This window comes from Halioglobus maricola (genome assembly GCF_009388985.1).
GTDB classification, from domain to species: Bacteria; Pseudomonadota; Gammaproteobacteria; order Pseudomonadales; family Halieaceae; genus Halioglobus; species Halioglobus maricola.
The window spans coordinates 2,015,821-2,035,899 of sequence record NZ_CP036422.1; the positions used below are offsets into that span (position 1 = coordinate 2,015,821).

At 57.0% G+C, this 20,079-nt stretch carries 17 protein-coding genes; 12 read left to right on the top strand and 5 right to left on the bottom strand.

All coding sequences use genetic code 11. From position 1 onward, the window contains the following. The first annotated feature begins 4 nt into the window (after positions 1-4). Positions 5-1,093 (top strand): DUF3089 domain-containing protein, encoded by a 1,089-nt coding sequence (locus tag EY643_RS09145; RefSeq protein ID WP_152661916.1) that lies wholly within the window; start codon positions 5-7, stop codon positions 1,091-1,093. A gap of 38 nt (positions 1,094-1,131) precedes the next feature. On the opposite strand, the gene EY643_RS09150 is transcribed toward EY643_RS09145, so the two are convergent. Next, the gene (locus EY643_RS09150; RefSeq protein ID WP_152661917.1) at positions 1,132-2,037 is read right to left on the bottom strand and encodes a VOC family protein; all 906 of its coding nucleotides are present in this window, start codon (positions 2,035-2,037) and stop codon (positions 1,132-1,134) included. Between the two features lie 202 nt (positions 2,038-2,239). On the opposite strand from EY643_RS09150, the gene EY643_RS19675 reads away from it, so the two are divergent. From EY643_RS19675 to EY643_RS09195, 9 genes are read left to right on the top strand one after another with little or no spacing between them, the layout of a single operon-like run. After that, entirely contained in the window at positions 2,240-2,680 is a 441-nt protein-coding gene (locus EY643_RS19675; protein ID WP_152661918.1) for a Zn-ribbon domain-containing OB-fold protein, read from the top strand. A gap of 10 nt (positions 2,681-2,690) precedes the next feature. Beyond that, positions 2,691-3,206: a Zn-ribbon domain-containing OB-fold protein gene (locus tag EY643_RS19680; protein WP_152661919.1), complete on the top strand. Its 516-nt coding sequence runs from the start codon at positions 2,691-2,693 to the stop codon at positions 3,204-3,206. Positions 3,207-3,209: 3 nt separating this feature from the next. After that, positions 3,210-4,268, top strand: coding sequence for a lipid-transfer protein (locus EY643_RS09165; protein WP_152661920.1), 1,059 nt, complete (start codon positions 3,210-3,212; stop codon positions 4,266-4,268). Beyond that, a complete protein-coding gene (locus EY643_RS09170) occupies positions 4,268-5,431 on the top strand; it encodes a thiolase domain-containing protein (RefSeq protein WP_152661921.1) in 1,164 nt (387 codons plus the stop codon). Before EY643_RS09165 ends, EY643_RS09170 begins: the two co-directional genes overlap by 1 nt. Before the next feature lie 19 nt (positions 5,432-5,450). Further along, positions 5,451-7,079 carry an acyl-CoA synthetase gene (locus EY643_RS09175; protein WP_152661922.1) on the top strand — a complete coding sequence of 543 codons (1,629 nt, stop codon included), beginning with the start codon at positions 5,451-5,453 and terminating at the stop codon, positions 7,077-7,079. 18 nt (positions 7,080-7,097) lie between these two features. After that, the gene (locus EY643_RS09180; protein ID WP_152661923.1) at positions 7,098-7,916 is read left to right on the top strand and encodes a crotonase/enoyl-CoA hydratase family protein; all 819 of its coding nucleotides are present in this window, start codon (positions 7,098-7,100) and stop codon (positions 7,914-7,916) included. A 45-nt stretch (positions 7,917-7,961) separates the two neighbouring features. After that, positions 7,962-8,636 (top strand): nitroreductase, encoded by a 675-nt coding sequence (locus EY643_RS09185; RefSeq protein WP_152661924.1) that lies wholly within the window; start codon positions 7,962-7,964, stop codon positions 8,634-8,636. 8 nt (positions 8,637-8,644) lie between these two features. Beyond that, entirely contained in the window at positions 8,645-9,406 is a 762-nt protein-coding gene (locus tag EY643_RS09190; RefSeq protein WP_152661925.1) for an enoyl-CoA hydratase-related protein, read from the top strand. Positions 9,407-9,460: 54 nt separating this feature from the next. Then, positions 9,461-9,901 (top strand): GNAT family N-acetyltransferase, encoded by a 441-nt coding sequence (locus EY643_RS09195; RefSeq protein WP_152661926.1) that lies wholly within the window; start codon positions 9,461-9,463, stop codon positions 9,899-9,901. A 23-nt stretch (positions 9,902-9,924) separates the two neighbouring features. On the opposite strand, the gene EY643_RS09200 is transcribed toward EY643_RS09195, so the two are convergent. Then, positions 9,925-11,979, bottom strand: a complete 2,055-nt coding sequence (locus EY643_RS09200) for a TonB-dependent receptor (protein WP_152661927.1) — start codon at positions 11,977-11,979, stop codon at positions 9,925-9,927. A 191-nt stretch (positions 11,980-12,170) separates the two neighbouring features. On the opposite strand from EY643_RS09200, the gene EY643_RS09205 reads away from it, so the two are divergent. Beyond that, positions 12,171-14,600 carry a penicillin acylase family protein gene (locus EY643_RS09205; protein WP_170287343.1) on the top strand — a complete coding sequence of 810 codons (2,430 nt, stop codon included), beginning with the start codon at positions 12,171-12,173 and terminating at the stop codon, positions 14,598-14,600. A gap of 55 nt (positions 14,601-14,655) precedes the next feature. Here the strand turns inward: EY643_RS09205 and ribB are convergent, their stop codons facing one another. The 3 genes from ribB to EY643_RS09220 all read right to left on the bottom strand — a co-directional run bounded on the left by ribB (position 14,656) and on the right by EY643_RS09220 (position 18,081). Further along, a complete protein-coding gene (ribB, locus tag EY643_RS09210) occupies positions 14,656-15,771 on the bottom strand; it encodes a 3,4-dihydroxy-2-butanone-4-phosphate synthase (protein ID WP_152661929.1) in 1,116 nt (371 codons plus the stop codon). 2 nt (positions 15,772-15,773) lie between these two features. Beyond that, positions 15,774-16,964, bottom strand: a complete 1,191-nt coding sequence (locus tag EY643_RS09215) for a thiolase family protein (RefSeq protein WP_152661930.1) — start codon at positions 16,962-16,964, stop codon at positions 15,774-15,776. A 73-nt stretch (positions 16,965-17,037) separates the two neighbouring features. After that, on the bottom strand, positions 17,038-18,081 hold the full coding sequence (locus tag EY643_RS09220; protein ID WP_240732875.1) for a GlxA family transcriptional regulator: 1,044 nt from the start codon (positions 18,079-18,081) through the stop codon (positions 17,038-17,040). A 72-nt stretch (positions 18,082-18,153) separates the two neighbouring features. Between EY643_RS09220 and EY643_RS09225 the strand changes: the two genes are divergently transcribed. After that, positions 18,154-20,013 carry a beta-ketoacyl synthase gene (locus tag EY643_RS09225; RefSeq protein WP_152661931.1) on the top strand — a complete coding sequence of 620 codons (1,860 nt, stop codon included), beginning with the start codon at positions 18,154-18,156 and terminating at the stop codon, positions 20,011-20,013. The last annotated feature ends 66 nt before the right edge of the window (positions 20,014-20,079 follow it).

Genomic DNA, 20,079 nt, shown 5'->3' on the forward strand with positions numbered 1-20,079 from the left:
TTTAATGAACCAGTTCAGTTTGAAAATTCTTCTGCTGGCAGGGTTGGCCGCCATTGCGGGCTGCAGTGACAGTGATCGCCGCGAGCGGGAGCCCGGGCCTTATGCGACCGACGATATGTGGCTATGCAAGCCCGGGATTGCGGACGATCGTTGCCTGGCGATTGATCTGAAGACGACCTGGGTCTACGGCAATGACGATAGCCGCGCCGTGTTTGAGCACGAGGTGGCCCAGGACCCGGAATTTGACTGTTTCTACGTCTATCCTACCCAGGACTTCTCTGAAGAGCCCGGCAATACTGAGGACCTCACTGATCTAGGCTATCTCGACCGGGCCATCGCTAATCAGGCGGCGCGCTTTAACTCGCTTTGCGCTGTGTATACGCCCAAGTACCACCAGATGACGATTGCCACTTACGGCCTCGACAATGTCCGTGACAGTGAATTCTTTGCGCGCGCCTTAAACGACGTTGAGGCGGCGTTCGACCAATACCTACTCGAGAATCCGGGCCGGAATTTTGTGCTCATGGGCCACTCGCAGGGCTCGCATATGCTGTTGGCGATGATGCAGAATCGCATTGACCGCGATCCCGCAGTGCGCGCTCGAATGATCTCGGCGTTGCTGGTTGGGCCCACCGGTATGTTGCAAGTGCCGGCTGGCGAAGTGGTCGGCGGCAGTCTGGAAAATATCCCGCTGTGTGAACAGGCAGCCCAGACCGGCTGTATCGTCGCGTACGACAGTATGGCTGCCGGCAATGCAGACGCCAGGCCCGTGCCGGACGCGCCGCGCCCCTGTGTGAATCCCACCTTGCTCGGTGGTGAGCCGGGCCAATTGGCTGGAACCATGTATAACGCTGATGAAGGTTTCCCTTTTCCTGAGGGCGTGGATACCTATTGGGTAGCATTCCCCGATCACTACACCGCTGCTTGTGAGCCAGATGGCTTTCTAGGGATAGGGGTGGCGCAAGGGGCCGAACCGGCTGTGCCGCCCAGTGTTGTAGAGTTGTTCCTGGGGGGAAGCCTGCATTCCGCCGATTTCAATTATCCCATCGTCGATTTGCTGCGCATTGTCGAGACGCAGGGGCGTAATCACTAACGAATCTCCCGGGGCGTTGCGCCCCGGGACAGTCAGCTTCAGTCGTTCAGGCCTGGGAAACTGTACTCATGGCCCCAGAGATCTCCCTCTGTGCTGACCGTAGCGACATGTGTCTCCGGGTCAATAAGTAAGCCTTCACAGCCGAACTCAACCGCGATGCCGCCCGGCGCCAGCAAGTAGACTGAGCACATATTGTCATTGATATGACGCCCAAGAGTGGCCAGGAAGTGAGAACCAGCGGCCTTGGCGCGATCCATGGCGCGGCCGACCTCGTCCATATTTTCCACTTCCACCATAATGTGCACGACGCCCAATGGGTGCGGATTGTTGAAGAGAGCCACGGAATGTTGGCGCGGGTTATTGGCGTGCATAAAGTGGATCTTGGCCCCCTCCATTCCCGGTGGATAGAGGACATCGGTGATACCAGTGCCGATGATTTCGGTGTAGAAATCACTCGTTGCGTCGAACTCGGCAGCGGGTAGGACCAGGTGACCGAAGCCGAGATCCCCGGTTTGTTGATAGGTGGTCACGAAAGCGGGCACGCCCTGGGGTGATACCAGCGGGGTGTAATCCAGCTCGCGGCCCCAGTAAAGTTCGATGGTATTGCCTGAGGGGTCCTGGGTGGTGGCAAACGCGGTGACAGCCCGGCGTTTGGCTTCCTCGTTGGTGCCTGGCGTCACCGCATGGCCCGCATTGGCGACCGCAGCACAGCAGCGCTGCCAGTCTTCTTCCGTGGCAAACTCGAGACCGGTGGCGATCAGGCCGTCGCTGTCCGCGGCTTCGATCATCATGCGAAATGGGTGGTCATCCATACGCAGGTAGCGGGCGCCGTTGGCGTCGTCGCGCTCCGCGTCCATGAGGCCCAGTACGCCAGTGCCGAATTCCATCCAGGCGTCCACATCGGTGGCACCAATACGTAGGTAGCCGGAAGCTGCTACAGCCATTTTATTCTCCTGATCAAATTTGCTTGTCCTGCATTATCGACTAATCAGGGGCGCTGGCCATCCCTTAAGTCAGTTATAGACCTGCTGGTTCATCATAGTGATCTGAAAAGTCACTATAGGTTGATCTACGGCGTCATTGAGCGGAAATGTCAGCTCCCTGATACTGATTGTTCAAAGTTCATCCCTATAGGAGGGCTGCGACGTGTCGCAACCAGAAGTCCTGAACCAGGAGTTTACTCTTGGATATACCTACACCCGGTCTACCGGGCCAGTCGTGGGGCGCTTTCTAACCGCGCTCAAGAACCGCAGCATCGTCGGCATCAAGGCCTCTGACGGCAGGGTGATCGTTCCGCCGATGGAGTACGACCCTGATACTGCTGAGGAACTCAGCGAATTTGTCGAGGTAGGCCAGGAGGGTGAAATTGTCAGCTTTGCCTGGGTGAAAGAGCCTCGCGAAGCTCATCCGATGGATAAACCCTTCGCCTGGGCGATGGTGAAACTCGACGGGGCCGATGTCCCGATGATCCATTGCGTTGCCGCAGACCGCGAGGACTCGCTGGCCACAGGCGCTCGGGTAAAAGCGGTGTGGGCGGAAGAGACAGTGGGCTTTATAACCGACATTCGCTGTTTTGAACTGGTTTAGGAGCTGAGTGATGAGTGAAGAACAGGACATGATTACCGATATTGAGGTGCCGATTAACCTCAAGTACAACTTTACCGCCGGCGCAGCTGCCACTCGTTTCCTCACCCAGGTAAAGAAGGGTGTACTCACCGGTCAGCGTTGCCCGGAGTGCGCGCAGGTGTACATACCTCCGCGCGGCTCCTGTCCCGCTTGCGGTTGCGCAACAGAGGAAGAGGTAGAACTCGCTGACAAAGCCACGGTGCAATCGTTCACGATTGTGTCCATCCCCATTCCCAATAATCCCATTCAACCCCCGTACATCATCGCCAATCTGGTGGCTGACGGCGCGAATATTTCCTTTTTGCACCTGATCAGTGAGTGCGTGAACGAAGACGTACATATCGGCCAGCGCGTTCAGGCAGAGTGGAAACCCGAGGAGGAGTGGACCCATGCAATGGACAACATTCGTTACTTTAAACCGATCGACGAGCCGACTGTGCCCGTGGACATGATCGGCAAACTTCCCGTAACCGGCCTGGAGGGCTGATCGATGACAGATATTGCTATTGTCGCCTACCAGCAGTCTGATTGCGTATCGGATGCCGGCGCCACTAATGAAGTGGAGCTGATAATGCCGGTGCTTCAGCGCACCTTCGCGCAAGCCGGCCTGACCAACGCGCAGGACGTGGATTTCGTCTGCAGTGGTAGCTGTGACTACCAGCAGGGCGCGGCCTTCGCTTTCGTGCTCGGTGTGGACGCGCTGGGAGCGGTGCCGCCCATCAAGGAATCCCATGTTGAGATGGATGCAGCCTGGGCCCTGTATGAGTCGATTCTGAAAATTCGTATGGGACACGCCGAGTCCGCGCTGGTCTACGGCTTTGGTAAGTCGTCGCCCGGAGAGCTGCCAATCGTCTTGTCGCAGCAGTTGGATCCCTATTATCTGGCGCCACTGTGGGTGGACACCATTTCCCTTGCCGCGATGCAGGCACGCATGATGTTGGATCAGGGGCTTATCACCGAGCGCGATATGGCGGAGGTGGTTGCCCGCTCACGTCGCAACGCCAAATCAAACCCTCACGCCCAGGTGAACGGCGACGTCAGTGCCGATGACGTACTCGCAGAAGAGACCTATGTATCGCCGCTGCGTCGTTCCGATTGCTGCCCTGTGTCTGACGGTGCCTGTGCCATTGTCATCGCGACGGTAGAGAAGGCAAAGGAATGGGGCAAGCCCTATGCGGTAATCAAGGGCATGGATCATCGCATCGAATCCCACAATATGGGGATGCGTGATATTACCGACTCCCAATCTACACGCCTCGCTGCTGCGGCAGTGGGTGTAAACGACGGCAGGGTGGATGTAGCCGAGCTGTATGCGCCTTTCAGTCACCAGGAATTGATTCTCAGCAAGGCGCTCGGCCTTGGTGAAGAAACGAGTATCAATCCGAGCGGCGGCGTGCTGGCGGGGAATCTGTTGATGGCGTCGGGCCTGGCCCGGGTGGGCGAAGTGTTCAATCGCATCGTTGCAGGTGAAGCGGAGCGGGGCATAGCCCACGCGACTTCTGGCCCTTGCTTGCAGCACAATATGATTACCGTAGTGGAGAAAGCGTGATGGCAGAACTGGCAGCAGTGGTCGGGATCGGCCAGACCAAGTACACAACCAAGCGCGGCGATGTCTCTATTGCAGGCCTCGTGCGCGAGGCAGCCGTCAACGCACTCAAGGATGCCGAACTCGAGTGGGATGATATCGACGCCGTCATCATCGGCAAGGCGCCGGACATGTTCGAGGGTGTGATTATGCCCGAGATCTATCTGACCGATGCTTTGGGTTGCAATGGCAAACCGATGTTGCGCGTTCATACGGCCGGCTCCGTCGGTGGATCGACTGCGCTGGTGGCCGCGTCTCATGTGCAAAGCGGCACCTTCAAACGCGTGTTGACTGTCGCTTTTGAGAAGCAGTCCGAGTCCAATGCGATGTGGGCGCTGTCCAATCCACAGCCGTTTTCCACCCATCTCAATGCGGGCGCTGGCGGTTATTTTGCACCGATTATTCGTGAGTATATGCGCCGTAGTCAGGCGCCATACGATGTGGGTATCAAGGTGGCAGTGAAAGACCGTCTTCACGGTGCCCGCAATCCGCTGGCGCACTTGCACAAGCCCGACATCACCATGGCTGAAGTAGAGGAATCGTTCATGCTGTGGGACCCCATCCGGTTCCTGGAATCTTGTCCTTCATCGGATGGCGCATGCGCGATGATCATCGCCAATGAGGAGCTGGCAGAACAGGCACCCAAACCTCCGGCATGGATACGCGGCGTGGCTATGCGTTCAGAGCCAACCATGTATGCGGGTCGTGACGAGGTGAACCCGCAGGCCGGCCGTGACTGTGTTGCGGATGTCTACAAGCAGGCAGGGATTGTTGATCCCCGCAAAGATCTGGACTGCGCCGAGGTTTATGTGCCTTTTAGCTGGTACGAGCCGATGTGGTTGGAGAACCTCGGTTTCGCTCCAGAGGGAGAGGGCTGGAAACTCACTATGGAGGGCGCCACCTCGCTGGACGAGGGGGGCGATATTCCCTGGAATCCCTCTGGTGGCGTCTTGTCGTCCAACCCCATTGGCGCGTCCGGCATGATTCGTTTTGCCGAGGCTGCAAGGCAGGTTCGCGGCGATGCTGGCGATCATCAGGTGCAAGACGCCAGGCTCGCGTTGGGGCATGCCTATGGTGGCGGCGCCCAGTTCTTTGCGATGTGGGTTGTAGGCGCTGAGAAGCAGTAGGAATTCAGGAGTAGCAGGCATGAACAAGCATTTCAATATCGCAGATATGTATGAGATGGTCGCTGATAAGGTGCCAGGGCGCGATGCCCTGGTGTGCGGCGACCAGCGAGCCACATTTGCCGAACTCGATCAACGCGCCAATCAATTGGCCCACTACCTGACGGCACAAGGGGTTAGCGCAGGCGATCATGTCGGGCTCTATCTTTACAACTGCAACGAGTACCTTGAGGGGATGCTTGCCTGTTTCAAGATTCGCGCGGTGCCTATCAACGTCAACTACCGTTATGTAAAGGATGAGCTGCTCTATATCTTCGACAACGCGGATATGGTCGCCTGTATTCACAATCAGGAATTCACGCCGCATATCGAAGAGGTTCTCGATGCAGCGCCTGATCTCAAGACTTTTGTGCATGTGCTGGACGACAGTGGGATCGATGCGTCTGTCATCGGTTCCGTCGAGTACGAGGCCAGCCTTGCCGACCAATCGTCTGAACGGGATTTTGGTGAACGCGCCGATGAAGATCTCTTCATTCTTTACACCGGCGGTACCACGGGTATGCCCAAGGGCGTGATGTGGCCACACAAGGCGGTTTTCTTCGCTGCAATGGGTGGCGGTGGATGGTTCCATCCCGATGGGGCCATCAACCAGCCCGAACAGATCGTTGAACGCATTGGTGACTTCCCCATCGTCGGCATGGCCCTCGCGCCGCTGATGCACGGTGCCTGTTGGTGGTATGCCTGTATCCAGATGCTGGCGGGGAACACCGTTGTGCTCAGCCCGCATCGTTCTTTAGTAGGTGAACAAGTCTGGGATACCGTTGCGAAGGAGAAGGTCAATACGATTTCCATCGTCGGCGATGCGATGGCTGTTCCTCTGCTGGATGCGCTGGACGCGAATCCTGATCGCTGGGACCTGAGCGCTGTTTTCAGTGTGGGTTCTGGTGGCGCGGTTTTCTCGGAGAGCAAGCAGGAAGCGTTCACCAGGCACTTTCCAAATGTCTTTATCTCCAACTCCTTCGGGTCCTCCGAGTCCGGCAACATGGGTATGGATGGCGGCGGCAAGAAAGGGCAGGGGCTTGGGAATGTCACCAAAAGTGAATTCATGTCCGTGGTCTCGGATGTGGAGGGTGAGCCTCATCGGCATGTGGGTCACGGTGAAATGGGTATTTTCGCGCGCGCAGGTCATATCCCCATTGGCTATTACAACGACCCGGTAAAAACGGCCAAGACGATTGTCGATGTGGATGGCAAGCCCTGGCTCCTGTTGGGCGACGAGGCCCGCCTCGAAGATGACGACACAATCACAGTGTATGGACGCGGTTCCAACTGTATTAACAGCGGTGGAGAGAAAATATTCCCGGAGGAAGTTGAGCAAGCGCTCAAGGCCAATCCTGCCATATTTGACTGCCTGGTTGTCGCTACACCGGATGAGCGTTTTGGTAGCAAGGTGACTGCCGTTGTGGCGCTGCGTGGTGATGCCAGCGTTAGTCTCGAAGAAGTGCAAGCCTCTGCTCGCGAGCATATTGCCGGCTATAAAGTGCCGCGCGAACTCCATGTGGTTGACGAAGTGCCACGTGCCCCCAGCGGCAAGCCCGCTTACCCTAAAGCCCTGGAAATCGCCTTGTCTGGCGAGTTTGTCCAGGCCTGAGCAGAATAAGGAATCAGCATGTCCGAGTTGGAAATTAGCACCAAGAACTGCATTGTCGAGAAAGAGGGCAATGTGCTGATCGTCACCCTCAACAGGCCGGAGGCGAAGAATGCCTTTAGCCCGGAGATGTTGCTGGGCATGTATAAAGCGTGGCGCCTGCTCGACGAGGACGACAGTCTGCGCTGCGCGATACTTACTGCCAATGGCGATACTTTCTGCGCCGGCATGGACCTTAAGGCCGGCGCCGATGGTGATCACCGTTCGACTGATGAATTCATGGCGGTGATGGCCGAGGTGCCGAATGTGCACTGGCAGGCTCTGCTCCGCGACAACCGCCCCAACAAGCCGATTATTCTCGCGGTAGAGGGTTATGCTCTTGCTGGTGGTACCGAGATACTGCAGGGCACGGATATTCGCGTGGGTGCCGAGGATGCCATCTTTGGGGTTACTGAAGTGGCGCGCGGTCTTTACCCCATGTCGGGCTCGACGATTCGCCTGCGCCGCCAGATTCCCTACTGCCTGGCGGCGGAGATCCTGCTCTGCGGCGAGCACGTCACTGCCCAGCAGGCACTGGATTTCGGCCTGATCAACAAGGTCGTACCCAAAGGAACTACACTGGACGCAGCCAAGGATTACGCGGCGAAGATTTGCGGCAATGGTCCGCTGGCGGTAAAAGCGGTGGTGCAATCTTTGCGAGAACATCAGGAATGTATGAGTGAAGAAGATGCCATGCTTGCCTCCGATGGTCTTGCCGGCCCGGTATTTGGGTCAAATGACGCGAAGGAGGGAATGCGCGCCTTCAAGGAAAAACGGCCGGCGGAGTTTACCGGGAGCTGATTTAGACCCGATAATAGTGTTTTCCAACTTACGGACCGGATGTTGATGTCAGAGACCAGCGAGATTTTTCAGTCAGTAGTGAGAGCGCGTCGCTCACTTCGCGCGTTTAAACCCCAGGCAGTAGATAAAGCTCTGCTCGAGAAGATATTTGCAACAGCCCAGTGGGCACCGAGCAATTGCAATACCCAGCCCTGGAAGGTGCATGTCGCTTCCGGTGACGTTCTGGAGAAGCTGCGCAGCGAACTGCCCGCGCGGTTCACCAATGGCGACATCAGTATGGACTTTCCCTACGACGGACAGTACGACGGCGTCTACAAGGATCGTCAGTTCGGTGCTGCCATGGCCATGTATGCCGCCGCTGGTATTGCGCGCGAAGACAAACCGGCCAGGCATGAGCAGTTCATGCAAAACTTCACCTTCTTTGGCGCCCCCCATGTCGCTTTCCTGTTCCTGCCAGAGCCTTTCAGTTTGCGTGAGGCGGCGGACCTGGGCATGTTTGCTCAAACCTTGATGCTGACGCTCACGGCGAATGACCTCGGTAGCTGCCCGCAAACCGCACTCGGATTCCATGCGAATTTTGTTCGCGAGGTGCTCGGAGCAGAGGAGAGCGACAAACTCGTATTCGGTATCTCTTTCGGTTATCCGGAGGAAGATGCAGCAGTCAATGACTGCCAGACTGACCGTGCAGAGGGCAACGCAGCGGTCCAATTCCACAACTGAGGTATAGCATGAGCGAGAAACTGCTCGTAGAAAATCGTGACGGTGTTCTGGTTGTCACTTTCAACCGTCCCGAGCGCAAGAATGCCATCGACAATGATATGTGGGTGGCCATAGAGCAGGTATTCAGCAACGCCAGAGAAGACGACGATATTAACTGTGTACTCCTCTGTGGCGCCGGAGCCAATTTCTGTTCCGGGGTCGATCTTGCCAGTTTTGGTGAGGCCGGTGTTGATGCGCAGGCACTGTTCGACGCCGCAGCGTTGGCCGTCGCCGAGTTCGACAAGCCCCTGGTGGCGGCAGTGCAGGGCGCAGCGGTGGGTGGCGGTGCGACGGTGCTGTTTCATGCCGATATGGTATATGCCGCAGATAGCTTTCGCCTGCGTCTTCCTTTTGCCAGCCTTGGGCTCGTGCCCGAGTGGGCGAGTAGCTACATGCTGCCGGCGAACATTGGGCCGCAGCGAGCGGCCGAACTTTTCTATACTGCCGCCTGGGTCGAAGCAGAGCGAGCGCTGGAGCTCGGTGTGGTTGCCCAGGTGGTTCCAGAGCACGAACTGTTTGATCACGCCCTGTCGCGCGCAAAAGAGATCGCGCAGTGGCCGGTCAACTCACTGCGTGAGATCAAGCGCAGCCTGCGCATGCATCACCTGCCATCTATTCACGCGGCAATCGATGCAGAGAAAGAGGGGATGGCCCGGCAAGCGGGTTCGCCGGAGAATATTGAGGCGATTACTGCTTTCATGGAGAAGCGACAGCCCAATTTTCGCATGTGAGATCTCGTCATGCTTGGCTGCGGGAGCTTGAGTTCTTAGCAAGGAATATCGTCAATGGAAGTGACTTTCCGATCGTTTTCAGCGAATGATGTCGATGCGTGTTTGGCGCTTTTCGATATGAATTGCCCCGAATACTTTGCGCCCAACGAACGTGTTGATTACGCAAAGTTTCTCCATTCAACCCCCCGTGATTATGAAGTCTGTTTAGTCGCTGACGGGATTGTTGGTGCGTTTGGTTTGGTGCAAAACGAGCCCGGGCAAAGCTCTATCGATTGGATTCTGCTCAGTTCGAATATGCAGGGAACGGGCATTGGTACGATTATCATGAACAGAGTGATTGGGCAGGCGCGCGACAATGATGTCAAAATCATTCACATTGCTACTAGCCATAAAGCGCACCAGTTTTTTGCAAAATTCGGAGCGACTATCGTGTCTGAAACGAAAGATGGTTGGGGAGAAGGCATGCACAAAATTGATATGGAGCTGCGCATATAGAGTGCATGGTCCAGCCATCGTCTCTAGAAGTTTCGGCTGACGTAAAATCTGAACTGTCTCGGTTCAAACACGTGGTAATGAATGTCTTCCACACCCTCTGCGGACTCACCGGGCAGACGCGAAGCGTAGAAGTAATCAACGTCGTGATCATCTGAGTCAAACAGGTTCAATACCTCCACTTGAACGCGCCACTTGTCGTTAGACCACCCCAGCGCAAGGTTGGCCATGGTTGAACTGTCAGATTTCACGCTTCCGTCTTCGATTAATGGAACTCCGTCGAAATAACGCACGCGGAACGAGCCAAACAGTCCCCCCGGGTACTGTGCGGCGACTGCGCCGCTAACCACCCATTCAAGCGCGCCGGGAATTTCGTTACCCTCGATGGCGCTGTCGCTGAACTCAGAGTCGGTCCACGCGAAATCTGCCTCCAGTGACCAGACGTCATCCAGCGACCAGAAATTGTTGAACTCTACGCCCCAGCGTTCACTGGGTCGGCTGGCTTCCGTCGTGCCGGCGTCACCCACAAAGAGCAGTTCAGACTCCAGTTCCAGGTACCAAACCGCTGCCGACGTGTTCCAGCTGTCCAGCCAGACAGTTCTGAAGCCGATCTCGGCACCTTTTGATCTCACCAGTGGGTCGACGGAGGAGACTGGTTCGGTTGTGCCGGGATCGACAGTGATGGTCACTCCGCGGGCGTCATTGGAATGGTAGCCGTATCCGCCGCTCAGGTAGGCTTCTGTGTTGTCGGAAAAAGCATAGATCAAGCTCGCTTTTGGGCTGATGATTGAGTCCGTATCATCCCCGGAGTTCGCGGCATCCTGAGCGTCGACATCGAACCAGTAGTAGTCGCCGCGAATACCGAGCACGGCTCGCCATTCGGGAGCGAATCGCCATGCAAGTTCGTAGAATACCCCCGCACTGGCTTGCTCTACGCTATCCTCCCGGATGGTGGCGAGATACTGGCGTGCCTGGGTACGGTGGAGTCCAACCGTGTCGATGTCGTCGTAGCGTAATTCCGCTCCGAGACTGTGGTGAAAATGATTTTCCAGGCCGCCTACCCAGAAGCGGTTATAGCTGCCGCCGTAGATCGTCCGGTCATCTTCCTGCTTGAATTGATCGCCCTCGATAGGATCCTCGAGCAGATAGGTGAAATTGGACCACAGGTTCAATTCGTAATCGATGATATACGCCTGCCATTCTGATCGGTGATCTTCGTGCTCGTGGGTATACTGGCCTGAAAGGCTGCTTCGTCGGGTGTCGCCTCCAAGCGTCGGGTCTATCGAGCCAAATTCATCAATCAAGCCCTGGGACACGGACCGCTGGGGAATCTGGTCGGCGGAATTCCACTCGTTCTCATAGTACATCGCAGTGGTCGACCAGTTTCTGGTCTCGTTGCCGCCACCCACTTTGAGCTGCCCATTGAGCTTCTGCACATCCTCGTCAATATCGCTCCAGGGGCCATCGTATTTTTGTCCTTCCAATGCGCCTGACAGGTAAATGCCGTCTAACTCGACGCTACCCATCCCGAGCAGGCGCTGGTATCCGTTTTCACCTACGCCGAGGGTAAGCCGGCTTTCCGGTAATCGATCGAAGGTGTCTATGTGAACACCACCGGCGGAAGAAAAGTCGCCCAACTCAGCGTGATAGGGGCCCTTGACGTAAGCCATCTGCTCTATCGTTTCGGGGATCAGGAAATTGATATCTGTATACCCCTGGCCATGCCCATGGGTTCGCATGTTCACCGGCATACCGTCGACCCAGGTGGCAAAGTCGGTGCCGTGATCAAGATTGAAGCCACGCAGAAACATCTGGTTGGATTTGCCGGAACCACTGTGTTGCGTAACGATGAGCCCGGGCACTGCTTCAAGGACATCTCCGGGGCGAAGGAGAGGGCGGACCGAGAGTTCCATCTGGCCGACGACACCTTCGGATGCGGTGCGCGCCTCGCCGGCCAGTACCTGGCGGCGTCCGGTGACGACAATTTCCTCAAGCTCCCCGGCCTCTTCATGTGCTTGAGAAGACAGCGGCAGTATCAGTAGCAGCCACAGGCCGCGATTGAATTGCGGGAAATACAGCATAGAAAACAACACCCGATTGGTTTGGCGACCGGCATTCTAATCGCTGGGATGGAATAGGCAAGCGCAAGGCTGTCGACGAGGGTAGTCGTATGAATATTGTTACTGATATGAGCTGGTTCGACTGTGCAAGCAAGCGAAGTCTGGTTAGAATCAATCGACTTGATCACTAAAAACTCTAATAGGTATCCGTGTTGAACTTCGAACTCTCCCGTAGGCTGCGCCTGCCCATTTATACACTTGCCTGTGGCTTTCTTATCGCCTGTAGCGATTCATCCGACCGCAATGACAACCCCGTAGAGCCGCCCGTGGAGCCGCCCCTGCCGGAGTATACCTACGAGGCAGAGATTATCTGGACTGAGTACGGTATCCCCCATGTGGTGGCGCAGGATTGGGCGAGCGCCGGTTATGGTGTTGGCTATGCCTTTGCAGGCGAGAACTACTGCACCCTGATGCGAGAGTACGTGCGCGCTAGCGGTAACTCTGCTCGCTATCTTGGGGAGGAAGGTAGTCTCAACGACGACTTCGTTTACAAACTCTACAACGACGATGTCACCGTGGATCGAATGTACGATTCGCTGTCTCAGGATCAACAGGACGCCATGGCCGGCTACGCCGCGGGCGTGAATCGCTATTTCAACGAGACGGGCGCAGAGAATCTCGCAGAAGGTGAGGAGGGTTGTCGTGGCGCTGAATGGGTGCGCGAAGTGGATTATCGAGACGTGGTGCGGCTGGCTCACAAGGCGATATTACGTGGGTCCAGTGGCCCGCTGGCGGATTTCAGTACTGCGGTAACCGCCCCGGAAGCTCTCGCGTCTCTGGCGCCAGTAGCCCCGGAAGAACGAGCCGCGATGTTTGCCGGGCTCGACAAAGCGTCAGTCGATGCTGCATTGGACTTGCCTCAGGGTTGGGAGATCGGCAGTAACGCCTACGCAATAGGTGCAGATGGTTCCCAAACCGATTCAGGCCTGCTGTTCGGTAATCCGCACTTTCCCTGGCAGGGCAGTCTTCGCTTCTTTATGTTCCACCTGACTGTAGCTGATGAGTACGACGTAATGGGTGCGGCACTGGGTGGCCTTCCGTCGCCCGTGATCGGCTTCAACCGGGACCTCGCCTGGTCGCATACCGTCAGCACCGGTGATCGATTTACCTTCTATGAGCTGACCCTGAATCCGGACAATCCGCTGGAATACGAATACGACGGTGAAATGCGGGAAATCACTTCTGAAACAGTCAGCGCGATCGACAGTAGTGGTGCCGAAGTGGAATACACCTTCTATTTCTCCCATTACGGTCCCATTGTTGACCTGGGCGAGGTTTCTCCGTTGCTCGCGGGATGGCCCAATGCCGCTGGAACACTTCTGACATATCGCGATGCAAACCAGGAAAATCTGCGCGGCTTTGACCAATGGGTACAGATGGGTAAGGCACAAAATCTGGCGGAATTCAAAGAAGCACTGCGTCCGATCGGAATTCCCTGGGTGAATACCATTGCAGCAGACCGCAACGGTGATGCTTTCTATGGTGATATTTCAGCAGTGCCAAATGTATCTATTGCCCAGTACGGCAGTTGTATTCGCGGCACGCTGCAATCGCTACTGACAGGCTTTGGCTACACTACGCTCGAAGGCTCGGACTCGACTTGCGAGTGGGGCAATGACGCGGATACGGCCGAGGGCATCTTCGGTTATGACAGCCTGCCTAAACTGGAAACTCGCGAGTATGGGGCCAATGCCAATGACAGCTATTGGTTATCCAACCCGCGCATGCTGCTGACGGGTTTCTCACCGCTGATCGGCGAAGAGGGCGTTGAACAGAGCATGCGTACCAGGCACACGTTTACTCTGGCAGAGGCGCGTTTGGCTGGGGGCGACAACCACGGCGCCGACCCGCTGTTTAATATTGATAACCTGCGCGCCATCTCTTACCAGGCCGACAACTTTGTCGCTCATTTGATGCAGGATGATCTTGCAACTGTGTGCGATGAAACAGCAGACTGGGCTATGTATAGCGCAAATCCAGCGCAGGCGGCTGAAGCTTGCGGCATTTTGCGAGACTGGGATGGTTCCCATAAGCTCGAAAGCGTTGGGGGACATATCTTCTTCGAGTTCTGGCAGATTGCCCGCGGTATTGAAAATCTCTGGAGTGTGCCCTTTGAGGTTACCGAGCCTGTGACTACGCCCGCAGTGCTGAGTGAGGATCCGATGGTCGTGGAAGAAGTACGGTCCGCGCTTGGCGCTGCCGTTGATCGTCTGGTGGAGGCGGGTATCGCATTGGATGCGCCCTGGGGTGAAGTGCAGTTCGTTGACAAGAATGGCGAGCGCATTGGCATTCATGGCGGTTCGTCGCGCATGATGTTCAGCGTCATTACTTCAGATCTTGTGGACGGTGAGGGATATAGCGCTATCGAACACGGCAACAGCTACATCCAGGCTATCACCTGGGATGAGTCTGAGTGCCCTGATGCGTATGCAATTCTTACCTATTCACAATCTACCGATCCTGCCTCTGCCCATTACGCCGATGCTACGAAGCTTTACAGCGAGGGCGGCTGGATCGATATGCCTTTCTGCGAAGCTGCTAGAGACGAGCAGGAAATTGCCCGCGAGAGCATTGCTGAGTAGGCAATCGCTCAACCAACCTTGAATAGAAAAAGGCGCCGTTGGCGCCTTTTTCTATTCAAGGTTGGATGAAGTCGGTGACTTCCAGGTTGAAACCGGAGAGGGCGTTAAAGTGAATTGGCGCAGACATCAGTTTCATTTTGCCAACACCCAGCCGCCGAAGAATTTGTGAGCCGGTGCCAATAACACGGTAATTCTGTTGACCGCTTGTGTCTGCCGACCCAGTTACACTGAGCGGCTCAGGAAACTGTACAACTTCCGCCAGGGCCTGCTCTGCGCTTTGTTCCTGCCCTATCAGTACCACTACACCACAGCCTTCGCTAGCAGCGTGGGCCATGGCTCGGCGATATGACCAGCCGGGCGCCGCGTCGGGAATGGATGTGGCCAGCACGTCGCGCAATGTGTTGACGGTCTGTACCCGGACGGGTACTTCAATGTCGGTGCTGATTTCGCCACAGGTGAGTGCGTAGTGTACGGTGTCGTCGATCAGGTCAAGGAATGTGTGCAGCTCGAATGTTCCGAACTCTGTCTCAACAGACTTGGAGTTACGCAACTCGATGGACTGCTCATGCATCGCCCGGTACTCAATCAGGTCGGCGATGGTCCCCATCTTCAGGCCGTGCTTCTCGGCAAAAACTTCAAGTTCGGGACGACGCGCCATGGTGCCGTCCTCATTCATAATCTCCACAATCAGCGCAGCGGGCTCGAAGCCTGCCATTCGTGCGAGGTCAACGCCGGCTTCCGTATGGCCCGCTCTGCGCAGCACTCCACCGGGTTTGGCGACCAGCGGGAAGATGTGCCCCGGCTGGATGATGTCGCTGGGGCCAGCTCCGGGTGCAACGGCTTTGAGTGCGGTATGGGCTCGCTGGACTGAACTGATGCCTGGGCCCTTTTTCTCGGAGGCATCGATAGAAACAGTGAAGTTTGTTTCATGCTGGGAACGGTTGTCACGCACCATCAGTGGGAGTTGCAACTGGCGGGCGCGCTCTTCAGTGATGGGCATGCAGATCAAACCGCAGGCTTCGCTGGAAAAGAAAGTGATGATCTCGGGTGTTGCTGCCTCGGCGGCGATGATCAGGTCGCCTTCATTCTCACGGTCTTCGTCATCCATCAGGATAACCATCTTACCGGCGCGAATATCGTCCAGGATGTCAGGTACGCTGGAGAGAGACATAGTTATTCCTCGATCAGTTCAATAGCGACAGCGGTGGCTTCACCGCCGCCAATACAGAGCGCGGCTACGCCACGCTTTTTGCCCAGCTTTTTCAGGGCGTACATCAGGCTGACCATGATGCGCGAGCCAGTGGAGCCGATAGGATGGCCCTGAGCGCATGCGCCGCCATGCACGTTGACCTTGCTGTGGTCCAGACCAAGGTCTTCGATAGCAAGCATGGTCACCATGGCGAACGCCTCATTGATTTCAAACAGGTCAATGTCGGCTATCTGCCAGCCGGTCTTGTCCATGAGCTTCTGGATTGCGCCAATAGGTGCAATTGTGAATTCACCCGGTGCCTGGCTGTGGCGAGCGTGCGCTACGATTCGTGCTAGCGGTTTGAGCCCGCGGGCCGTGGCCTCGGAACCTGCCATCAGCACGAGAGCGCTGGCCCCGTCTGAAATAGAGCTGGCGTTGGCGGCGGTGATGGTGCCGTCTTTGGCAAAGGCCGGCCGCAGCTTTGGAATTTTGTCGACGGCAGCCTTGTGCGGCTGTTCGTCATCTTCCACCAGGGTTTCGCCGCGCCGGGTTACCACGTTAACCGGTGCTATTTCTGCAGCCAGCGAGCCGTTTTCGATAGCCGCTTTGGCGCGTGAAAGAGACTCGACCGCGAAGGCGTCCATCTGCTCGCGGGTGATACCGCGTTCGTTGGCCGTCTCCTGAGCAAAACTGCCCATTGCGCGACCGGTATAGGCATCTTCCAGGCCGTCGAGAAACATGTGGTCAAAGAGTTGGCCGTGGCCTGTACGCAGCCCGCTGCGGCTGCCTGGAGGTAGCAGGTGAGGGGCATTGGACATGCTCTCCATACCGCCCGCGACAACCACTTTGTTGGTCCCTGCCATGATGCTGTCATAGCCGAAAATCGCCGCCTGCATGCCGCTGCCACAGGCCTTGTTCACGGTGACCGCGCCTGTGGCCACAGGAATGTCTGCGCCTATGGCCGCCTGACGAGCGGGGCACTGCTTCAGCCCGGCGGGCAGTACACAGCCCATAAACACTTCATCCACCGCCTCGCCGGATATGCCACTTTTGCTCAGCGCGGCGCGCACCGCGGTGCTGGCGAGCTCGGGTGCCGGAACAGCGCTGAGGCTGCCCTGCAGGCCGCCCATGGGTGTGCGGGCGCCATCGACAATGACTACTGATTCTTCACTCATTTGCGGGTCCGTTGATGCGTGCCGGGGTGGCGGCGAAAAAGGGCGCTAATTTAGCCACAAGCGTCGGGTTTACTCAAGGTACACCTGGTGTGAAAAGCTTGCCTCGCACGGCCTCGCGGTACTTCGCCGGGGTGATGCCCACCGCGCGTTTGAATACTTTGCCAAAGTGGCTGGCGTCGCTAATACCAACCTGCCAGGCAACTTCGTTGGTGGGAAGGTTGCTGTGGCGCAGGAGCTCTCGAGCCTGGGTTATGCGGAGATTTTCCAGCCATGCGCGTGGACTGGTGCCGCAAGCCTGGTGGAAGCGTCTGTTGAGGCTGCGGTCGCTGATGCCCAGCCGCGCGGCAATGTCCCTGAGGGTGACAGGGTGGCTGAGCTGTTCGCGCAGGATGTCCTGTGCCTGTGCGACTAGCTCGTCGTGGTGGCTGTCATCCGGGCCGGTCTGGTAGGCCGCGGCGCGAAATGGCTGTCTGATCTCTGGCGAGAACTGGTTCTCCACGGCCCGGGCGATGCTGTCTCCGTACCATTCCTCGATAAGGTGTACCGCCATGTCGGCAATCGAATTAACACTGCCCACACAATATATGGTGTCACTTTGGGTAATGAGGTGGCGGCTCTTAAGCTGCACCTTGGGGTAGCGCCTGGCGAACTCATCGCGGTAGTTCCAATGCGTCGTCGCGGGGCGCCCATCGAGCAATCCAGCCTCTGCCAGTAAGCAGGCGCCGGTTCCTACCGCGCACAGACGCGTGCCAGCATCGGCAAACTCCCTGAGCTTGGGCAGCCATGGCGCGGCAGCGGCGACGATGGGCTGAGGGTTGCGCCAGATTGCCGGAATGATCAGCAGGTCCAGTTCATCGAGATCCTGGTAGTGCGTTTCGGGCGTCAGCGTTAAACCGCCGAACAGAGTGATTGGCGTCAGTTCAGGTGCCGCGAGAACCGTGCTCACACTGGCACTGTGCCGCGAGCGCACCCGGGCGAGTTGTGCCGCAGCCTGTAGTATTTCAAGTGGCAGGGTGATGCTGGTGGCAAGAGCCTGAGGGTAGAGCAGGGCGCCTACACGGTACATGGCATATTTTCTCTCTGGCAGATAAGGCGCATTATATGACAGATTTGCCATATCTCGTACCCGAAGCTGACTTTACACTGCTTTCAGGTTTTTTCGCGCAAATAGCATAAGGGTTTCAGAAGCATGTCCAAAGAGCGGTTACCAGTTGTTGTCAGCCTTGGCGGTATCAATGGAGCGGGGCGGGCTTCAGGGCATCACGGTGTGGCGCGCATGGCCTACGATGCACTTGGGGCTGCTGAGCAGCAGCGAACGCTGGCGTCGCTCGCAAGCATGATGGGACTCGATGGCGTGAGTGGGAATGAGCAGTACATCCTCGAGCACACCCTGATCCGTAAAATCGAAGAGCAGCACTTCGACGCTGACGCGGTGCTGTGGAACCAGCGCTTTCCCACTGAGAGCAACGGCCACCCGGTGAATTTTGATATCGAGCGACGTCACCTGCCGGACGCTATTCCCCCCAGTTGGAAAGTCACAAACACCTCGGTGACCCATGTAAACGTCAATATCGTCGGTCATCAGGAATTTCTGTTGCCGACGGCCCGGGACTTCGAAGTCAAGGCAGCGGGGCAGTTACCGACCGGTTATGAACCGGGCACTTTGTATCCATCGCGCAGCCATCCTCGGGGCCTGCAAATGACTGTCTGCGCTGCATCAGATGCGCTCGGTAATCTCGGTCTGGACTGGGAAATGCTGCAGGGCAAGGTACCGGCCGACCAGATCAGCGTTTACGCCGGCAGTGCCATGGGCCAGCTCGACAGCGCGGGCGCGGGCGGTATGCTCAAGGCGCGCTATAACGGCAAACGCGTGACATCCAAGTACTGCCCATTGAGTCTGGCTGAGATGCCGTCGGATTTTATTAACGCCTATATTCTCGGCACCATGGGCGCCACCGGTGCGACCCTCGGCGCCTGCGCTTCCTTTTTGTATAACCTGCGTATGGGGATCGCTGATATCCGCGCCGGGCGTGCTCGGATAGCCTTTATCGGGTCGGCGGAGGCGCCGATCAATGCCGAAGTGATGGAGGGCTACGCCGCAATGGGTGCGCTGGCAACTGACAAGGAGCTGCGCGCTCTCGATGGCCTGGGTGAAGGAGCCTCCGCCGATCATCGCCGGGCATGTCGCCCCTTCGCAGATAACTGTGGTTTCACCATCGCTGAGTCGTCACAGATGATTGTGCTGTTTGACGATGCTCTGGCAATGGAGATGGGCGCCACAGTCTTCGGTGCTGCGACGGATGTTTTTGTCAATGCAGACGGTTACAAGAAGTCTATCTCCGGGCCGGGCGTGGGGAACTACATCACAATGGCCAAGGCCACCGCGTCTGCGCGCGCGATTGTAGGCGACGAAGCGTTGCGCAGTGGCGGAATTGTCCAGGCCCACGGGACAGGAACGCCGCAGAATCGCACCAGTGAATCTGAAATTCTTTCGCGCGTAGCGGGTGCCTTTGGCATAGAAAACTGGCCTGTCGCTGCGCTCAAGAGTTACCTGGGGCACTCTCTCGGGGCGGCATCGGGCGACCAGGTGACTTCTGCACTGGGTATCTGGCATCACGGCATCATCCCGGGCATTACGACCATTAATGATATAGCGGACGACGTTAAGCAGGAAAACCTGGCCTTCAGTCGCGAGCATCGTGAATTTGATCCAGCCGAATCAGCCTATGCAATCATTAATTCCAAGGGGTTTGGGGGCAACAATGCGTCAGCCACCATGCTCAGCCCGGTTGTGACAAGGCGGATGATGCAGGCCCGCTATTCGGCGGCGGAGTGGCAGGCGTACGAGGCCGCGAACCAGAAGGTTCTAGAGGCGCAGAGTTGCTACGATGAAGGCATGACCGCAGGGACAATAGATCCTGTGTATCGTTTCGACCATGGTGTACTTCAAGACGGCGACGTGGATCTGGATGATCGCAGAATCACGGTCGGTGGCTATGCCGTAGATCTCGATCTCGAGTCGCCTTTCGGGGATATGACGCCTGCCTAGCCGTGGCAATAGTGCCGTGATTGATGCTCCAGCGGGCGTCTGTATTGGGTTATTATTTGCGCCGTT

Coding starts and splice junctions, on each gene's coding strand:
- EY643_RS09145 (WP_152661916.1), top strand. CDS start 5: ATGAACCAGTTCAGTTTGAAAATTCTTCTGCTGGCAGGGTTGGCCGCC.
- EY643_RS09150 (WP_152661917.1), bottom strand. CDS start 2,037: ATGGCTGTAGCAGCTTCCGGCTACCTACGTATTGGTGCCACCGATGTG.
- EY643_RS19680 (WP_152661919.1), top strand. CDS start 2,691: ATGAGTGAAGAACAGGACATGATTACCGATATTGAGGTGCCGATTAAC.
- EY643_RS09165 (WP_152661920.1), top strand. CDS start 3,210: ATGACAGATATTGCTATTGTCGCCTACCAGCAGTCTGATTGCGTATCG.
- EY643_RS09170 (WP_152661921.1), top strand. CDS start 4,268: ATGGCAGAACTGGCAGCAGTGGTCGGGATCGGCCAGACCAAGTACACA.
- EY643_RS09175 (WP_152661922.1), top strand. CDS start 5,451: ATGAACAAGCATTTCAATATCGCAGATATGTATGAGATGGTCGCTGAT.
- EY643_RS09180 (WP_152661923.1), top strand. CDS start 7,098: ATGTCCGAGTTGGAAATTAGCACCAAGAACTGCATTGTCGAGAAAGAG.
- EY643_RS09185 (WP_152661924.1), top strand. CDS start 7,962: ATGTCAGAGACCAGCGAGATTTTTCAGTCAGTAGTGAGAGCGCGTCGC.
- EY643_RS09190 (WP_152661925.1), top strand. CDS start 8,645: ATGAGCGAGAAACTGCTCGTAGAAAATCGTGACGGTGTTCTGGTTGTC.
- EY643_RS09195 (WP_152661926.1), top strand. CDS start 9,461: ATGGAAGTGACTTTCCGATCGTTTTCAGCGAATGATGTCGATGCGTGT.
- EY643_RS09200 (WP_152661927.1), bottom strand. CDS start 11,979: ATGCTGTATTTCCCGCAATTCAATCGCGGCCTGTGGCTGCTACTGATA.
- ribB (WP_152661929.1), bottom strand. CDS start 15,771: ATGTCTCTCTCCAGCGTACCTGACATCCTGGACGATATTCGCGCCGGT.
- EY643_RS09215 (WP_152661930.1), bottom strand. CDS start 16,964: ATGAGTGAAGAATCAGTAGTCATTGTCGATGGCGCCCGCACACCCATG.
- EY643_RS09220 (WP_240732875.1), bottom strand. CDS start 18,081: ATGGCAAATCTGTCATATAATGCGCCTTATCTGCCAGAGAGAAAATAT.
- EY643_RS09225 (WP_152661931.1), top strand. CDS start 18,154: ATGTCCAAAGAGCGGTTACCAGTTGTTGTCAGCCTTGGCGGTATCAAT.